Genomic DNA, 17740 nt, shown 5'->3' on the forward strand with positions numbered 1-17740 from the left:
TTGAATTGCATTTGAATGTTATTCAAACATAGTTTGAAATACCTTACCTATCTTTTCCTCCGCCTGAGATTGACTTTGTTTTGCCTGCGGAGTTTACGCTGCCACGCCGCCTCCTTCCAATCATCGTTGCCCGTAGACAGGAAAGAACCATCTGCCATATCCTCGATAAGTTCATCGATAAGGTTATCCCCTTCTTCTGCATTGGATTGTAAAGGCTGGACAGTTGCTGATTGTTCCAAACGGACAGACGGATTGCCATACAGCGCTTCATCCAAGAATGGGTTATTTGTTGGATTGGAGAAATAGGTATTGAATACATTGGCGGCATATCCCTTACCTAATCGAGAACCATTGAGCGCAATGCCCTCCTTGTCGTCAATGAACGTGATGCCATAGATGCGCCCGCTTTCGTTCTTTCGGATAAACACACGCAAACTCTGTTCCTCCAATCGTTGCCGAAGTTCTTCCTCTGTCTTTGGAGAGGTACGCATTGTTTGTAACACCTTGTTCCTTATGATTGATCTCAATGGCTTGATAGCTTGTTTGGATTTCTGCATCTTGTTCTGTACGGCAGTATAGCCCACACCACGGCCAATGTCCGAGGCGTGGATAGGGCTGCTTACCTTGTCTCCCTTATCATCTGTTGGGACATAGACAAGTCCGTCATATTTCTTTCCCCGAAACTCTGTCTTCACTTCTTCCACTGCAAGATTGTAAGCGGAAAGAATGGCATTCAATTCACCCAAGGAACAGAAGCGATAATGCTTCAGTACCATGCGGAGGGCACTTGCCACCTGTTCCTTGATGTTTCCTCTGGTGATGTCAATCTTGGGCGTTTCTTCCACCGCTTTGTCAGCAACCTTTGAACTTGGGATAAGATCGTATTTCCTTTCCAAGGTATCAGTAATCTGCTTGCTCCTTCGCTTTTCAAACTTGTCGTTGATTTTCTTTCCTTCACCATCTATCCGAAGCGACACAATGTGTATATGCTCACGGGCGATGTCGTTGTGCTTGAAGACGATATAGGGTTGGTTACCATAGCCGAGTGCCTCCATATACTCCTTGGCTATCTGTGTGAGTTGCTCATCGGATAGTTTCTCGTCCGGGTGCGGATTGAGCGAACAGTGGAACACCGTTTTCTTGGTACGGCAGTTCTTCGGTATCAATGCCTCCATATCAGCAAGCACGTCCTCCATCGTATAACGTCCTTCCTTGCTCTGATACAATTCAGCGACAAGGAGAATGCTTGCTTCTCCTTTTTCCACCTTTTTGAAATTGTAGCCGAGTGCTCCTCCGAGGTTCTCCGTTGCTGAAATTTTTGCTATCATTTTTTTTACTAAATTCTCAATACTTCTTCTTTCTATAATCAATGGTTAGATTGATAGCCTGCTCTTGTAAGGCAATGATTTGAGCCGACAATTTCTCCAACTTCTCAAGCATAATCTGTGCAGTCTTTATGCTATGATAGCTGTTGATGGCACGCACGGTTTGGTTATACAGCACGCCAATCTTATGGATTTGTGCCGTTAGTTCGGAGAGTTTTCGGTAATATTCCACAGCGGATTTATCCACCGTTATTACCTTGAAATGCTCTCCAAGAATGCGAGCGCGTACGAAATCCGACTTAGTCTGCGCCCCTGAACGCTGAAACAAATCAATCGCTCGCTGCTGGTCTTTCGGGTTAGGCAACCGTACATGCCAGTTGTCCCAACGCGGCTTTTCTGCAGTTTTTCGTTCTGAACCGTATTCCGTGTCCTTATTCATGTCCATTCTGTTTTTTAATTACGACTTTGGAGTAATTTATCTCCCCTTCGGGGCAAGGGCCTTTGTGGTACAAACGGCGGTTTGTGTTACAAAGACACACCTTGCCAATATTAAGAGTAGATACGATTGAAGTATCCACCCTTTTGGGGTGTCTGCTTCGGGACGTTACCTCCATATATTATTCTCGCCTGCAAAGTTACGGCGGATTTTCAAATATCTCATTATCAATGATATTCACTCTTTTTCCTTGCATTTCCCTATACTTCACAGGTAGTTGAAACTTAGGATAAAACCTTGTTATTTTGCAAGCAAATTCAGTTGAAAGACAGCTTAAAATCCGTATGGGTGAAGAGTCAAAAAAGATGGTTTCAATCTCAAAAAGATTCAATCAATAATGGTTTGAACGACGGATGATTTTATGTCTTTGAGCTGAGTCAAAATTGAGCTGGGTCAAAACCAGACTTTTAGGTCGAGTAAAAAATATGGTTTCAACAACAAATATGACATGACTTGTCAGTCAAGACATAAATCAACTTATAACATAAGTAACAACCAACTATGAATATGGAAAAGAAAAAAAACAATCCCATCTATCTGGGCTTCGCCTCACAGAAAGGCGGAGTTGGTAAAAGCAGCCTTGCCGAAGTGCTGGCTTCCATACTATATTACGAGAAGAACATCTCCCTTGCCGTCGTGGATTGCGACGGTACGCAGGAATCTTTCTATAAACTCCGCGAACGCGACAGAGACCTCATCGAGTCCTCACCCGAACTGGGCAAGGAACTTCATGAACGCCTGTCGCGCTACGGCAAGAAATCGTATCATATCATCAGAAGCAAACCAGAAAGAGCCGTTTCCGATGTCATGAAATACTTTCGTAAAATGAAGACGGCGCCGCAACTGATTATCTTTGACTTTCCTGGTCATGCCCTTACCAGTGCCATGATGGATTTGTCCATTACGATGGACTACATCATCTCACCTATAGAAGCCGACCCACAGTCGCTGGCTTCGAGTTTTGCATACGCCAAGACAATCAGGGACTTGGGTGTCGGGTTTGAAGGCTCACGCATTCAGGACTTCTTCCTGCTTTGGAACAAAATCAACCGCAGTGCCAGTACCATGGTCATCGACCTGTTTAGTCAGAATGCTGAGGAACAGGGACTGCCGATTTTCGATACCCGTATCTACAACTCCGTCCGATTCAGCAGGGAATTAGCACAAGGGGGTGTCAAAGGTGTATTCCGCTGCTCCTACCTGCCCCCTGCACCTGCTCTCCGTCCTCAGACTGGAGTGGATGAGTGGGTAATGGAGGTCATGGAGAAACTCAACCTGAAAACTGAGAACGGCGTATGAAATCACTGAAAGAGCAACGTGAAAAGCTGCTTCAAGCGAAATTGGAGGAGATGGCAGATATTGGTGTCAAGAAGCGCACAGAGGAGAACACACCAGACTTTGACGACCCCATAGATTTGGATGATGATTCTGACTCTGTGGAAGAAGATGTAAGTGCCTCTCTTTCTAAAATTGACGAACAGGAGGAAATACCGGAAGAAACTTCGTTTAATGGCAACAATGCCAAAACAGCGCAGCTCTCGAAAAGAAAGAGAAATACCAGAACGAAGGATTCTTCCCCAGCAATGGACTTTCCTGAATACGAACAGCGATTTCTGACGGGTGTCCGCAATGGGCGCAATAAGTCGGGCTTCAGTATCCATACTGAGATACTCCAGATACTGCGTGATGTGCTGAACGACATCAGATCGGAGGCTTCCATCACGGGGTATATTGAGAATATCCTTCTCGATCATTTGAAAACGTATCAGGATTTGTTGAACCATACCGCCTCACAACGCAGGCGCGATAAAACCATAGACTTATGATAATCAATTTATTGTTAGGCGTATTGCTTTTGCTAGGTATAGCGTGGATAGCTCTCGGCATCGCATACTTTTGGAGGTTATTTCAAGATTTGGCAGCCCAATCAGGGAAGAATACACCAAAGCAGAAAGGAAACGGGCACAGCACAAGTCTCAATACATCCGTTTCCCAAGAGCAGATTGACAATGCACGTCACGTTTTGGTGGGTAGAAGCAAGCCTTTTCATTCCCACTCTATCTCCAAAGTTCCCGCTGTTTCCTCCTCTGAAAATCCAGATGAAAAACCTAATACTTTTGCAGAGAAAAACTCACCTGTACCCGAAGAAACAAAAGAAGCGGAAGGTACAGAAGAGGACAATGAAATGCAGGTTGACTATACAATGGACGAATCTGACGAAGACACTATCATCCGTGAGGAACTGCAAATCGCCGATGCAGTGATGCCGGAAATTTCACCGTCCGCTATTCTTGCACGGGAAGTAGTCCGTATTACCGGCTGGCACAAAAATGACGACACGCTTGATGAGGAAAACGAAGCCGAAGTGCTGGATACTCTGCAAAGCATACAGGGCACACAGCTCATGGACTATATCAAAGAGGCAACGCTCAAGCAGGAGAAAGGCCATCAAAAGCTCCTTGCTGCCATTCGCAAGGCGGAAGAAGCGGAATTAGAGGGAAATAATATAAACTCTTCTTCTGACTTTGAAACGAACTTAAACGTAGAGAGCAGCAATAGCGATACATCGGAAGATGACGAGCGTCCACTTTCATACTTTTTGTAAAACTTAGTGTTTTTGTTCATATTGTACAGTGTTCGAGGGGTGGCTCAAAAGTAAAACAATCAACCAATATCAGTCATACAATAAAACCGAGCCACCCCTTACCAACTCTACCCAAAAGAAAACAATTCATTTAACAACTTAAAATAAAAAGAACAATGAACAACAAAAAGAAAATCACAATGCTACTCCTGCTGACGGCTACCGCCATAGGAGCATACGCACAGGGCAACGGTATGGCAGGTATCAATGAAGCCACAAAGATGGTAACAAGCTATTTTGATCCTGGCACAAAGCTTATCTATGCTATCGGAGCCGTAGTAGGTCTGATAGGAGGCATTAAAGTGTATAACAAGTTTTCAAGTGGTGACCCCGATACGAGTAAGACCGCAGCCTCTTGGTTCGGTGCGTGTATCTTTCTCATCGTGGCTGCCACTATCTTGAGAAGTTTCTTCCTGTAAGGCGATGGCAGCATTTGAAATCAACAAGGGTGTAGGCCGGACGGTGGAGTTCAAGGGCTTGAAGGCACAGTATCTCTTCCTCTTTGCAGGAGGCTTGCTGGCAGTCTTTATTCTTGTGGTCATTCTCTATCTCTGTGGAGTCAGCCAAATTACCTGTCTTGTCATAGGTGTAGTGGGTGCCAGCCTTGTGGTATGGCAAACGTTCACCATGAACAGAAAGTACGGGCAATATGGGCTGATGAAAAAGGGAGCAGTGCGTATGCACCCGCGCTACCTTGTAAACCGCCGTACGGTCTGCCACCTTATCCGTAACCTTCAACCAAAGAAAGCGAAGAAATGAGAAACAATAGCAAGATAACAACCTTGGAATCGAAGTTCCCGCTGCTCTCCATAGAGCAGGGCTGTATGGTGAGCAAGGACGCTGATATCACAGTTGCATTCCGTGTGGAACTGCCCGAACTCTTTACCGTCACCTCTACAGAATACGAAGCAATGCACTCTGCCTGGCATAAGGCAATCAAGGTGCTACCCAATTACAGCATCGTACACAAGCAGGACTGGTTTATCAAGGAGGACTATCAAGGAAATCTCTCCGATGGCGGACTGAGTTTCCTTGCTCGCTCCTCCGAAAGGCACTTCAACGAACGTCCGTATCTCCACCACTCAGTCTATCTCTTCCTGACCAAGACCAACAAGCAGCGTATGGCACAGCAGAGCAACTTTTCCTCGCTCTGCCGTGGACATTTGCTTCCAAAAGAGATTACCAACAAGGATGAGGTGATGAAGTTCATGGAAGCAGTAGACCAGTTCGAGCGTATCATCAACGACACCGAGCAAATAAGGATTGTCCGCATGACAGAAGAAGAGTTGGTTGGCACAAATGAAAAAGGAGGACTACTCGACAGGTATTTCTCTTTATCTGAAGAAGGGCATGCGTCTTTGGAGGACATCCGTCTGGGCGCAGACCTTGTGCGTGTGGGCGACAATATGCTTTGTCTACACACACTCTCCGACACGGATGACCTGCCGACAACGGTCAGCACGGACAGCCGATATGAACGGCTATCCACCGACAGAAGTGACTGTCGTCTTTCCTTTGCCTCTCCCGTGGGCTTGATGCTGCCCTGCAATCATATCTATAACCAGTACCTCTTTATCGAGGACAGCGATGCCAATTTGGAACGTTTTGAGAAGCAGGCAAGGAACATGCACTCGCTGGCACGCTACAGCCGTAGCAACCAAATCAACGAGGAGTGGATACAGGAGTATCTCAATATTGCTCACTCACAGGGACTGACCTCTATCCGTGCCCACTTTAACGTACTGGCATGGAGTAGCGATAAGGAAGAACTTCGCCAGATCAAGAATGACGTGGGCTCTGCACTTGCTCTTATGGAATGCCACCCTCGCCACAACACCATTGATGCGGCAACGCTCTACTGGGCAGGTATTCCCGGCAATGCGGCAGACTTTCCCGCGGAAGAGTCATTCTATACTTTCATCGAGCCAGCCCTCTGCTTCTTTACAGCAGAGACGAACTACAAGGATTCACTCTCACCCTTCGGTATCAAGATGGCAGATCGCCTTTCAGGAAAGCCCGTTCACTTGGATATATCGGATTTACCGATGAAAAAGGGAGTCATCACCAACCGTAACAAGTTTATCTTGGGTCCTTCGGGTAGTGGCAAGTCTTTCTTCACCAACCACATGGTACGCCAGTATTACGAACAGGGGGCGCACGTCCTCTTGGTTGATACGGGTAACTCATATCAAGGCTTGTGTGAACTTATCCACCGCAAGACCAAGGGCGAGGACGGTGTGTATTTCACCTATACCAATGAAAGTCCTATATCCTTCAACCCTTTCTATACGGATGATTACTTCTTCGATGTAGAGAAAAGGGAGAGTATCTGTACGCTGCTGCTTACACTTTGGAAGAGTGCAGATGAGCATATCACAAAGACCGAGGCAGGCGAACTTGGTTCTGCCGTAAACTCCTATATCGAGTTGATATGTGCAGACCATAGCGTTACACCCTGTTTTAATACCTTCTATGAGTATCTGCGGGATGTGTACCGAAAGGATATGGAAAAGCGAGACATCAAGGTAACGCTCTCGGACTTCAATATTAACAACCTCTTAACGACACTCAAGCAATATTATCGTGGTGGTCGTTACGACTTCCTTTTGAACTCGGACAAGAACATCGACCTGCTAAGTAAACGCTTCATCGTCTTTGAAATTGACCAAGTGAAGGACAACAAAGACCTTTTCCCTGTGGTAACGATTATCATCATGGAAGCCTTCATCAACAAGATGCGCCGATTAAAGGGTATCCGCAAGATGATACTCATTGAGGAAGCGTGGAAAGCGATTGCTTCGGCAAACATGGCAGATTACATCAAGTATCTTTATAAGACGGTGAGAAAGTATTTCGGGGAAGCCATTGTCGTAACGCAGGAGGTGGACGATATCATCCAGTCGCCCATTGTCAAGGAAAGTATCATCAATAACTCTGACTGCAAGATACTGCTCGACCAGCGCAAGTACATGACCAAGTTCGATGGTATACAGGCGATGCTCGGCTTGTCTGAAAAGGAAAAGAGCCAGATACTCTCCATCAACCAGAACAACGACCCAAATCGACTCTACAAGGAGGTGTGGATAGGCTTGGGCGGTATGCAGAGTGCCGTCTATGCCACGGAGGTAAGCATGGAGGAATATCTCACCTACACCACGGAGGAAACCGAGAAGGTGGAGGTGATGAACAGGGCGGCACAGCTTGGTGGTGATATTGAAACGGCTATCCGTCAGCTTGCCATAGAGAAAAGAAACAATAAAAAGAAATAAGTACAAACCATCAAAACTATAGTAACAATGAAAAAGTACATTTTCATGGCTCTCTTAGGATTGAGCCTTTCTGTTCCCAAAGCCCACGCACAGTGGGTAGTAACCGACCCTGGCAATTTTGCCGGCAACATCGTCAATTCGGTCAAGGAGATAGCCACCGCCTCCAAGACGGTGAAGAATACCCTTGACGGGTTCAAGGAGGTGGAGAAGCTTTACAACGACACCAAGAAGTATTACGATGCCCTGAAGAAGGTGAACAACTTGATTGGTGATGCCTATAAGGTCAAGGAGTGCATCCTGATGGTGGGCGATATCTCGGAGATTTACGTCACCTCGTATAAGAAGATGCTCTCGGACAAGAACTTCCGTCCTTCAGAACTTGCTGCGATGGCTTCGGGATATGCCAAGCTCTTGGAGCAGAGTGGTGAGAGTCTCAAGGAACTAAAGTCCATCGTCAAGAGTAACGTCTTCTCGATGAACGACCACGAGCGAATGCAGGCAATAGACCGTATTTATACCACGCTTAGGGAAAATCGCTCGCTCGTGTCATACTACACAAGGAAAAACATCTCCGTAAGCTATGTGCGTGCAAGGGAGAAGAACAACCTTGCCTCTGTTAAGGCGCTCTATGGTAATACGGCAAGCAGGTATTGGTAAATCCACAGACAAAAAAGAACTTGAAAGAACTTTCATAAAACACTTTTGCTTATGGATTTTGCCAGTTTACATGAGCTGCTACGCTCAACCTATGACGAGATGATGCCGCTCTGTGCCCAGATGACGGGCATTGCCAAAGGCATTGCAGGATTGGGTGCACTCTTTTATATTGCCCTTCGGGTATGGGCTTCCATTGCCCGTGCCGAGGCGATAGACGTCTTTCCGCTTCTCCGCCCCTTCGTGCTGGGCTTTTGTATCATGTTCTTCCCGACAGTTGTACTGGGTACGATGAATGCCGTTCTCTCGCCCGTAGTGCAGGGAACGGAGATGATGGTACATCAGCAGGAGGGGAATCTTGCAGAACTTACAGCCAAGCGGGACAAGTTGCAAGAGGAAGCCTACCTTAGGAATCCTGAAACAGCCTACCTTGTCTCCAACGAGAAGTTCGATGAGAAGATAGAGGAAATGGGCATCATCGGACCTGAAGATGCCGTGACGATAGCAGGTATGTATGCCGAGCGTGCTGCCTATCAGACCAAGCAGTGGATCATGAAGATGGTACACGACCTTTTAGAACTTCTGTTCCATGCTGCAGGACTTATCATCGACACACTACGCACCTTCATACTCATCGTTCTTGCCATTCTCGGTCCGATAGTCTTCGGCATTGCCGTATGGGACGGTCTTGCAGGCTCACTTACGGCATGGTTCTCACGCTATATCTCTGTCTACCTGTGGCTGCCTGTCAGCTCTATTCTTACGGCACTGCTTACAAAAATACAAGTGTTGATGATAGAGAAGGATATTGAAGCGCTCAGTGACCCTAACTACCTGCCTGATTCGGGGACGTGGTACTACATCGTCTTCTTCCTCATCGGTATTGTAGGCTACTTCTGTGTACCTACTGTGGCAGGCTGGATTATCGAAGCTGGAGGCGGTATCGGCTCATACGGTCGTAATGTCAACCAGACAGCACAGCATGGTGCGCAAGGCGCATATACCGGTGGCAAGGCTGCTATGGCTGGCGCAGGTGCTGCTGTGGGAAATGTCGGTGGACGTATCAAGGGTGCACTGCTCAAAGGAAAATAATCAATCAAAAAAAGAAGAAAAAAATGGAATTCAAATCACTTGGTAATATCGAGAGCTCGTTCAAACAGATACGGCTCTATGCCTTTGTCTTTGCCATCGTCTGCGTGGCGGTAAGCGGTTATGCCGTCTATGCCTCATATAGCTTCGCAAAGGAGCAGAGGGAGAAAATCTATGTGCTTGATCAGGGTAAGTCACTCATGCTTGCCCTCAGTCAGGATGCAAGTCGTAATCGTCCCGTAGAGGCAAGAGAACATGTGCGTCGTTTCCATGAGCTGTTCTTCACCATTGCACCAGACAAGGATGCTATTGAGAAGAACATGGAACGTGCCTTTGTGCTGTGTGACAAGTCGGCCTTCAACTATTACAAAGACTTGGCAGAGAAGGGCTATTATAATCGTGCCATATCGGGTAATGTCAATCAGCGCATAGAGGTGGACTCTATCCACTGTAACTTTAATACTTACCCTTATGCGGTAACAACCTATGCACGGGAGTTTATCGTCCGTCAGAGTAACGTTACAGAGCGCAGTCTTATTACGACCTGCACGCTGCAGAACTCAGTTCGTTCTGATAACAACCCACAAGGTTTCCTAATGGAGAACTTCCTCGTTAAGGAGAACAGGGACATACAGACTTATAAACGATAAGGCTATGGCAAGGAAAAGAAACTTTTTACTCTCACGTCAATATCTGCGCTTTCACCTATGGCTTCGACATCGGTGTGAACGGCTCACGATAAGGCAGAGAAAGGAAATCGTCTATGGATTGAGCTTCATCTATCTGCTGTGCTCGCTTTGGATGATAGCACAGTTTTTCCTTCCTCCAAAGGAGGAGAAACTACCCATCCCCACGGGAAAGCTGACGGACAGTCCGATACAGACGGACAGTACTTTACAAGAGTTACACGGTAATTTTTACCTACAACATCATCAAACAATCAAAGAAAATGGATAATAAACAGAAAGAACAAATGAAGAAAGCCTTAGTCTTCGGAGGACTGGGACTGCTGTTTGCCCTCTCGATGTGGTTTATCTTCGCACCTTCGGGCAAGGATAAGACCGCTGCGGAGCAGGGACTCAATGACAGCATCCCGCAGGCAACGACGGAAAAGCTCACCGAAAACAAGCTCAAAGCCTACGAATTGGGCGACAAGGCACACGAGGAAGAACAGACCCGCGAGGAGATGGGCAGACTATCGGACTATTTCGCACAGAACACTGCTCCATCAGAGGAGCAGCGTGCAGAGACAGCTGCTTCTACGGCAAAGATAGAAAGCTCCATGCATCGCTATGAGGAGAACAATCGGCTCTTGAACTCTTTTTACGCTTCCGACCCACACGAGCAGGAGAGTGAAGCCTTGCGCTCGGAGATAGATAACCTTAAAAAGGAACTCTCTGCCAAAGACAGCAGGGAGGATAATGAAGAGAAACGACAGCTTGCCTTGATGGAAAAGAGCTATCAGATGGCAGCAAAGTATCTCCCTAAAGCATCAACTCCACCTACCTTCAATAATGGTCTGACGGCTGGAAAGGAGAAGACTGAAGGAGCAGAAGGTGGTTATGAAGCCGCTAAAGGCAAGATCATGCAGAATGAAAAGCCTGCAATGGAAGTTCTGCCGGAGCGTAGGCAGATAGTATCTTCACTTGATCAGCCTATGAGCGATGTGTACTTTATGGAGGAATACGGCAAGAAAGCTCGTAATATGGGTTTTCATTCGCTCACAAGCACGGCTGTACCTACAATGCGCAATACACTGAAAGTTGTAGTGGACAGGACTACTGTTCTCAAGGAGGGCGACAATGTTGTGCTCCGTCTGCTTGAAAGTGCCAAGGTAGAGGGGTTGCACATTCCACGACAGAGCCGACTCATAGCCGTTGCTAAGATTGAGGGTAACCGTATGCACCTGCTTGTCAAAAGCATTGAGGTGGACGGACATATCATAGCCGTCAAACTCTCGGCATACGACACAGATGGGCAGGAGGGTGTGTATATACCTGGTTCGGAGGACATCAATGCGCTTAAGGAAGTTGGGGCGAACATCGGCGGTTCAATGGGAACATCTTTTACCTTCGCTTCCTCTGCCAAGGACCAGATTATCTCCGAGGCTGCCCGTGGGGTAATGCAGGGTGCAAGTCAGCTGCTTCAGAAGAAACTTCGCACCATCAAGGTAACGCTCAAGGGTGGCTACCGCCTTTTCTTGGTTCAGTCTAAATAAAACAATCCAAAATGATAAGTAAAAAATAACATCAAATCAAAAGGAACAATGAAGAAAATTATTTTATCAATGGCTATGCTTACCATGGTGGGAGCAACAGCCACAGCACAGGAAAACAATGATGGTCTGACACCAAGCCGTCCGCTTACTTCGGGAGAGCTCTTTCAAGGTATGAGCCGTGCCATACCAACGGGACGTGTCGTACTGCCGTATGGTCTGGACGTTACCTTTGACAAGACCGTGCATCTTATCTTTCCTTCTGCTATTCGTTATGTAGACTTAGGTTCGCAGAACATCATCGCGGGGAAGGCGGAGGATGCAGAGAACGTACTGCGTGTAAAGGCTTCGGTGAAGGACTTTGAGACGGAGACTAACATGAGTGTCATCTGTGAGGACGGCTCTTTCTATGCTTTCAACGTCAAGTATGCCGATGAGCCGGAGAAGTTAAGCATCGAGATGAAAGACTTTCTCTCTACGACGGAAGGTAGACTGCCAAGCAATCGCTCTGACATTTACTTTAAGGAACTTGGTAACGAGTCGCCCGTATTAGTAAAGCTGATGATGCAGACTATCTATCAGAATGACAGACGCAGCATTAAGCATATCGGTGCACAGCAGTTCGGCATGAAGTTCCTGCTTCGTGGCTTGTACGCCCATAACGGCTTGCTGTATTTCCACACTCGAATGGAAAACGGTACAAACATGCCGTACTCGGTGGATTTTATCACCTTTAAGGTAGTTGATAAGAAGATGGCAAAGCGTACCGCCATACAAGAACAGGTATTGCAGCCGCTTCGTGCCTATCATCAGGTAATGCAGGTGCGTGGCATGGGCAGTGAACACACTGTGTTTGCACTCGAGCAGTTTTCTCTTGCAGAAGACAAGCAGCTTGAAGTGACGCTCAATGAGAGAAATGGCGGTCGTATGCTGACCTTTTATGTAACGGCAGAAGACCTGCAGTTGGCAAAGAAGATTGATAACCTCAAACTGAAATGGTAATGAAGAAGAACAATATCATTCTGACAGTATGCGTTGCGGTGGCTATGGCTTTCAGTCTGCCATCGCAGGCACAGCGACTGATACCCAAGCAAAGGGGAATAGAAATCGTGGGGAGTGTTCCGTTTATTAAGGGTGAAAAGTTCCTTGCAACTGACAATTTTGGCATGGGAGTATCACTCACCCGATATCTGAGGCGTGAGAACTATACCTTTGTTATGGCAGAGTATGAACAGCAGAATATGCCGTACAGAAGTTATAACATAAAACTCAAAGATGCGCTCTTACAGGTGGGCTATATGCACCCTGTTCTCTCCGACAGGGGTAAGAACGTGTTTCTTTATGGTGGCATATCCGCTTTGGGTGGCTATGAGCAACTGAACAAGGACAAAAAGCTGCTGCCCGATGGGGCGACACTGCTCGACCGCTCTCGCTTTGTCTATGGCGGTGCCGTACATGGCTCGGTAGAAGTGTTCCTAACGGACAGGGTTCTCTTTCTTGTAAAAGCACAGGGACGTTTCCTATTTGGAACAGACGTACATCGTTTCCGTCCGGCTGTTTCAGTGGGACTAAGGTTTAACTTTTAAGTAGAAGAAAAATGAAGAAAATATTGAATACGATTTGGGTAATGGGTGTGCTGACCCTTGCCGTGTTTTGCCTATCTGCTTGTGATAGGGATTTGGATGTTCAGCAGTCTTATCCGTTTACAGTGGAAACAATGCCCGTTCAGAAGGACATCATAAGAGGACAGACGGCTGAGATACGCTGCACACTCAAACGAGGCGGTGAGTTTGCCGACACTCGCTATACGATACGTTATTTCCAGTCTGACGGCAAGGGCTTGCTAAAAAATGACAACGGCACTGTCTTTAAGCCGAACGACCGCTATCCGCTAACAAAAGATGTGTTCCGCCTGTATTACACTTCTCTGTCCACCGACCGCCAGACGATTGATGTATATGTAGAGGATAGTTTCGGCAGGGTTCAGCAGCTGACCTTTAGTTTCAACAACGAGCGAGAAGAGGGCAAGGACAAGCCCGCATCTTCTCGCCACTAAGAACGTAATTGATGCGAACGATAAATTCTTTCATTTTACTTTGTGTATTCTGCCTGTTCTGTCAGCCGACCCTTGCCCAGCGCAGGGTGCGGTTGGCAGACTTGCCACCTTTTGAGCGTGCAGTAGTCGTAGTAAAATACTTTGAGGGTATGCACGGCTGGAAGAATTATCCGTATGTTGGATATGGGCATCAGCTGCAACCAGGAGAGCATTTTACGGCAGATATGACGGAACGGCAAGCGGACTCCCTGCTCCGTGCCGACCTTTGGAAATGCTTTGAACACTTCAAAGGGTATGGGAAGGATGCCCTGCTACTCACCTTGCTTGCCTATAACGTGGGTGTAGGGCGTCTGCTGGGTTATGGCAAGCATCCCAAAAGCCGACTGCTGCGAAAAATAGAGGCTGGGGATAGGAACTTCTATCGGGAGTATGTTTCGTTCTGCAGATACAAGGGAAAAGTTTTGAAAGGGTTAGTTAAACGTAGACAGGTTGAGTTTGCCCTGTTTTATATACCTTTAGCTTATGATTGATATTTTGTTGAGGAATAATAGAAAATTATTTTCTTTTATCGTATCTTTCCTCTAAAGAAAAACGCATTTTCTTTATTCCCACTGGCTTATAAATCAAAGTTTTTCAGTAACTTTGGTTAGAAAAGCGACAACCCTTTGTAGAAGGGTGTTCCGCACAATAGGCTGGTGTTCGGGTAACGATTTGGAAATCGTTCTGTTTGCTATGCTTTGCCTTGTCTTGCTTAGAGGTTTGCTCTTTGCTACAAAAGTACATAAAAACTCTAATTCCCAAAAATTCCCATCATCATTTGTTGGTGTTTTAACGCAATATTAAGAAAAAAGGGTGATAAAAATTTGGAAGCAGCATGAATATTGATTATATTTGTAAGCGAATACAAACTAAAACAATTTATTATGAAGAATTATCTAAAATTTTTACCGGTAGTACTCTTTATTCTGAGTGGGTGTAGTGACAAAATGGATGAAGTAGATACCGTTATAGATAATGGTCATAAATCTTATATCTCTTTGTCTGAACAAGAGTACAATAGTATTGCCTATCCTGATAAGAAAGACTTATCGGATGAGGAGGTTGAAAGCATTGCGAAATCATACATCGGAAGTATTAAGGGATCTAATACAAGGTCTGCCTTAAATTCTTTATCAAATGTGCAAAAAGAAAAAATTAGTTTATCCTTGACTACAAAACAGCACGAAAAAGGTGAAGAAATATACTTTACAAAATTAAAATGGGTTGACCATCAAGCCAAGAAGCCTATTAGTATGATTGTAAGTTCAGATTGCCGTTTCCCTTATGTTATTGCCTTTTCTGAGGAAGGAGATTTCTTTTCACCAAACGAAACAGCAGATTTGATGATAAAAAATGCAATGAACATAGCCTTGCAAGAGATTGCCGTAATTAAGCAATGCGAAGATTCTCTTCGTGAAAAAACAAAAGCTTATGTCAATATGCAAATTAGGAAGAAGGGAATGAAACATGTAGAATACCTTGTAAACAATACTCCTGTAACACGTAGTTCTGCCACAGACAATCCCTCTGGGCAATTATATAAAATAGTTGAGCCTATGCTAAAAACAAAATGGGATCAGACAAGTCCTTATAATCTTTATGTGCCTAAATGTCCCCCAGAATATGATTTTGGCTATGGTTATGACGGACGCCATCCTGCAGGGTGTACAATTATTGCTTGGGCACAAGTCTTGGCGTATTTACAACCGAATATCAATGACATTACAACTCCTGAAGGACAGAAATTTTATTGGGGTAATTTAGGAAGTTATTCTCCGAATTTTTGGGGATACCATGAGCTTACTGAGGAAGATAAAAGGTTAGCCTCTTTAATAAAGAATCTTGCAGATGGAAGCGGCACAAAATTTACAAGTGAAGGAGGTTCTGTTTCTGTAGATGCAGTTGCAAATTATGTAAAAAAATGGAATGTCCATATTGATGGAAAAAACTCTTGTACTTTCCAAAACATGGCAAACTCTTTAAATTCAAGAAGACCAGTTATATGTAGAGGAACTGCAAGAGCCATCAGAGGAACAAGAGCAACAAGAGCATTTACCAATGGTTCACATGCTTGGGTTGTTGATGGTTATCAAATTCGCGTTCGTCCCTCTAATGTGGCTCCTTCACCAAAACAACCTCGCAGGATCTTAAAGAGGTACAATGTTTATTGCCATGCTAATATGGGATGGGGAGGAAATTCTGATGGTTGGTATTTATATCGTTATGACGGAAGTATTGACTTCGATTGTGGAGGAGATTTGTACGATATAAATTTGGCATGTTATCCAAATGCTCGTTTAAACTAACATCTTTTGGCAATCTCGCTATTCAAACGAGATTGCCTTTTCTTTAAATACTTATAGAATATGCGTTTAAAATTGAACAATACAATATATATAGTTTGCGCTATATTTTTGTTTTTTCTTAGCTCATGTATGCAAAATGAGATAGAGTTAAAAGAAAAAGATGAGGAAAAAATAGTAACTTCCTATGAGAGAAATATCAATGATGCAGAAACAGAACTCAATGAAATTCTTTTAGGCAAAACAACTCGTGTAAACTCTATTGCTCCAAAAAATCCCATCCTGAAAAATAAATTTACCCTCAAAGTAGATGGCACTTCTATAGATACAAGAGTTGGAGGAATGACAAGGTCAGATGTTGATAATTCAACAAATATACATATTTTCAATTTTCAAGGTGGTGGATATGCTATAATGAGCGGAGATACAAGGGTTACTCCAATGTTAGTGCTTACAGATAAAGGAGAAATCCCTCAAGATGGTGTCATAGACAATCCTAATATTGTACCATTTTTGGCAAATATGGAAGTCCAAATCATTAAGGAGATTGATGAGTTTAACGAAAATAACAGAATCAATGAAAACGATGAAATTTCTGTTGTATATGGAAAATGGGAAAAAACTTTTTCCGAAATGAAAGAAGGATATTGTCCTGTTGAGTGGGGGCAGGGAAGTCCTTACAATCAATTTTGCCCATTAACGGATGGAAAATTATCCAGCACAGGCTGCGTACCAACGGCTGTTGCACAATTATTATCCGTTTATAAATTTCCCAAACGATACAACGGTTATGATTTTGATTGGGAGATTATGAATCGTTATGTAAAGACTTGGAATCCATATCCTCCTGCAATCCCTTATATAGCAAGGATTATGCAACAATTAGGTTTACGACAAAATTTAGATGTTACTTATGCCAAATACCCAGAAAATGAAACTGATGAAAATAAAGGGAGTTCCGCTTCTACTGATAACATCCCGAGAACTCTTAAGAATTTAGGGTTTTCATCTGGAGGAATAAAAAAAGATTACAATGAAACAGACATTGTCAATGAATTAAGGAAAGGATACTATGTATTAGTAAGTGGTTATGCAAAGGAAACGAAACACAAAAAGAAATTTTTAGGCATTACTATAAAGACTTGGTATTCATACTCAGGTGGGCATTGTTGGTTGGTTCACGGATTATTAGAAATGAGCCGTTCTGTCTTCCGCATAAAAAATGGGCAAACCATAGGTTCTTATATACAACGAAAGTATTATTTGTTGTGTAATATGGGATGGAATGGCTTGGATAGTGGTTATTATTATAGCGGTGCTTTTAATACAGATAAAGGTCCTGAGACAGATTTTGAAAAAACAAGAAGCAATAGTAAGGAAGATGGTAATTTTCGATATAAACTATCTGCTATCACAGAAATACGGAAATAAATAATGAATACGAGAGGGCTTTTTTGCTTTGAAGCCCCCTCGTTGTATTTACCCAATGTTCCCACAAGATATGGCTTTGGTAAAATATTTTTTCTTTTATAATCGAATTTTTCTGTTCATTTTGCAAAACATAGATTTCTGTTCGATTTTTTTCTCCCATTTTTCCTTGAACCACGTGGCAATCGGCACTTTGTCCACGAGCAGGTCAAGTACGGTCTT

The 17740-nt window shown here is 44.5% G+C and carries 19 protein-coding genes; 17 read left to right on the forward strand and 2 right to left on the reverse strand.

The window, feature by feature from the left end:
• Nucleotides 1-47: 47 nt before the first annotated feature.
• Together mobB and O3603_RS08120 are read right to left on the reverse strand one after the other, a co-directional pair.
• Complete coding sequence (gene mobB, locus O3603_RS08115) at nt 48-1328, reverse strand: conjugal transfer protein MobB (RefSeq protein WP_371522087.1); 1281 nt, start codon at nt 1326-1328, stop codon at nt 48-50.
• Between the two features lie 16 nt (nt 1329-1344).
• Entirely contained in the window at nt 1345-1764 is a 420-nt protein-coding gene (locus O3603_RS08120; protein ID WP_371522108.1) for a hypothetical protein, read from the reverse strand.
• Nucleotides 1765-2322: 558 nt separating this feature from the next.
• On the opposite strand from O3603_RS08120, the gene O3603_RS08125 reads away from it, so the two are divergent.
• The 17 genes from O3603_RS08125 to O3603_RS08205 all read left to right on the forward strand — a co-directional run bounded on the left by O3603_RS08125 (nt 2323) and on the right by O3603_RS08205 (nt 17521).
• Nucleotides 2323-3120, forward strand: coding sequence for a ParA family protein (locus tag O3603_RS08125; protein ID WP_020967878.1), 798 nt, complete (start codon nt 2323-2325; stop codon nt 3118-3120).
• Nucleotides 3117-3647, forward strand: coding sequence for a DUF3408 domain-containing protein (locus tag O3603_RS08130; protein ID WP_211810667.1), 531 nt, complete (start codon nt 3117-3119; stop codon nt 3645-3647). Before O3603_RS08125 ends, O3603_RS08130 begins: the two co-directional genes overlap by 4 nt.
• Nucleotides 3644-4426, forward strand: coding sequence for a hypothetical protein (locus O3603_RS08135; RefSeq protein ID WP_371522089.1), 783 nt, complete (start codon nt 3644-3646; stop codon nt 4424-4426). Before O3603_RS08130 ends, O3603_RS08135 begins: the two co-directional genes overlap by 4 nt.
• Before the next feature lie 155 nt (nt 4427-4581).
• The gene (locus O3603_RS08140) at nt 4582-4884 is read left to right on the forward strand and encodes a DUF4134 domain-containing protein (RefSeq protein WP_219404220.1); all 303 of its coding nucleotides are present in this window, start codon (nt 4582-4584) and stop codon (nt 4882-4884) included.
• A 4-nt stretch (nt 4885-4888) separates the two neighbouring features.
• Nucleotides 4889-5224, forward strand: coding sequence for a DUF4133 domain-containing protein (locus tag O3603_RS08145; RefSeq protein WP_006046155.1), 336 nt, complete (start codon nt 4889-4891; stop codon nt 5222-5224).
• A complete protein-coding gene (locus O3603_RS08150; RefSeq protein WP_371522091.1) occupies nt 5221-7734 on the forward strand; it encodes a TraG family conjugative transposon ATPase in 2514 nt (837 codons plus the stop codon). The genes O3603_RS08145 and O3603_RS08150 overlap by 4 nt, the downstream gene beginning before the upstream one ends.
• Nucleotides 7735-7761: 27 nt before the next feature.
• Complete coding sequence (locus tag O3603_RS08155; RefSeq protein ID WP_004353763.1) at nt 7762-8391, forward strand: DUF4141 domain-containing protein; 630 nt, start codon at nt 7762-7764, stop codon at nt 8389-8391.
• Nucleotides 8392-8442: 51 nt separating this feature from the next.
• Entirely contained in the window at nt 8443-9480 is a 1038-nt protein-coding gene (gene traJ / locus O3603_RS08160) for a conjugative transposon protein TraJ (protein ID WP_004372732.1), read from the forward strand.
• A gap of 23 nt (nt 9481-9503) precedes the next feature.
• Nucleotides 9504-10127, forward strand: a complete 624-nt coding sequence (traK, locus tag O3603_RS08165) for a conjugative transposon protein TraK (protein WP_211820006.1) — start codon at nt 9504-9506, stop codon at nt 10125-10127.
• Nucleotides 10128-10131: 4 nt separating this feature from the next.
• Nucleotides 10132-10434 carry a hypothetical protein gene (locus tag O3603_RS08170; RefSeq protein WP_371522094.1) on the forward strand — a complete coding sequence of 101 codons (303 nt, stop codon included), beginning with the start codon at nt 10132-10134 and terminating at the stop codon, nt 10432-10434.
• On the forward strand, nt 10427-11695 hold the full coding sequence (gene traM / locus O3603_RS08175) for a conjugative transposon protein TraM (RefSeq protein WP_371522096.1): 1269 nt from the start codon (nt 10427-10429) through the stop codon (nt 11693-11695). The genes O3603_RS08170 and traM overlap by 8 nt, the downstream gene beginning before the upstream one ends.
• A 48-nt stretch (nt 11696-11743) precedes the next feature.
• Nucleotides 11744-12694: a conjugative transposon protein TraN gene (traN, locus tag O3603_RS08180; protein WP_371522098.1), complete on the forward strand. Its 951-nt coding sequence runs from the start codon at nt 11744-11746 to the stop codon at nt 12692-12694.
• On the forward strand, nt 12688-13278 hold the full coding sequence (locus O3603_RS08185; RefSeq protein WP_371522100.1) for a conjugal transfer protein TraO: 591 nt from the start codon (nt 12688-12690) through the stop codon (nt 13276-13278). Before traN ends, O3603_RS08185 begins: the two co-directional genes overlap by 7 nt.
• An 11-nt stretch (nt 13279-13289) precedes the next feature.
• A complete protein-coding gene (locus O3603_RS08190) occupies nt 13290-13748 on the forward strand; it encodes a DUF3872 domain-containing protein (RefSeq protein WP_371522102.1) in 459 nt (152 codons plus the stop codon).
• An 11-nt stretch (nt 13749-13759) separates the two neighbouring features.
• Nucleotides 13760-14278 (forward strand): glycoside hydrolase family protein, encoded by a 519-nt coding sequence (locus tag O3603_RS08195; protein ID WP_371522104.1) that lies wholly within the window; start codon nt 13760-13762, stop codon nt 14276-14278.
• Nucleotides 14279-14671: 393 nt separating this feature from the next.
• The gene (locus O3603_RS08200; RefSeq protein WP_315363991.1) at nt 14672-16093 is read left to right on the forward strand and encodes a C10 family peptidase; all 1422 of its coding nucleotides are present in this window, start codon (nt 14672-14674) and stop codon (nt 16091-16093) included.
• A 60-nt stretch (nt 16094-16153) separates the two neighbouring features.
• Nucleotides 16154-17521 carry a C10 family peptidase gene (locus tag O3603_RS08205; RefSeq protein ID WP_371522106.1) on the forward strand — a complete coding sequence of 456 codons (1368 nt, stop codon included), beginning with the start codon at nt 16154-16156 and terminating at the stop codon, nt 17519-17521.
• The last annotated feature ends 219 nt before the right edge of the window (nt 17522-17740 follow it).

It is taken from the genome of Prevotella sp. 20925_1_30, assembly GCF_041433025.1.
Classification (GTDB): Bacteria; Bacteroidota; Bacteroidia; order Bacteroidales; family Bacteroidaceae; genus Prevotella; species Prevotella vespertina.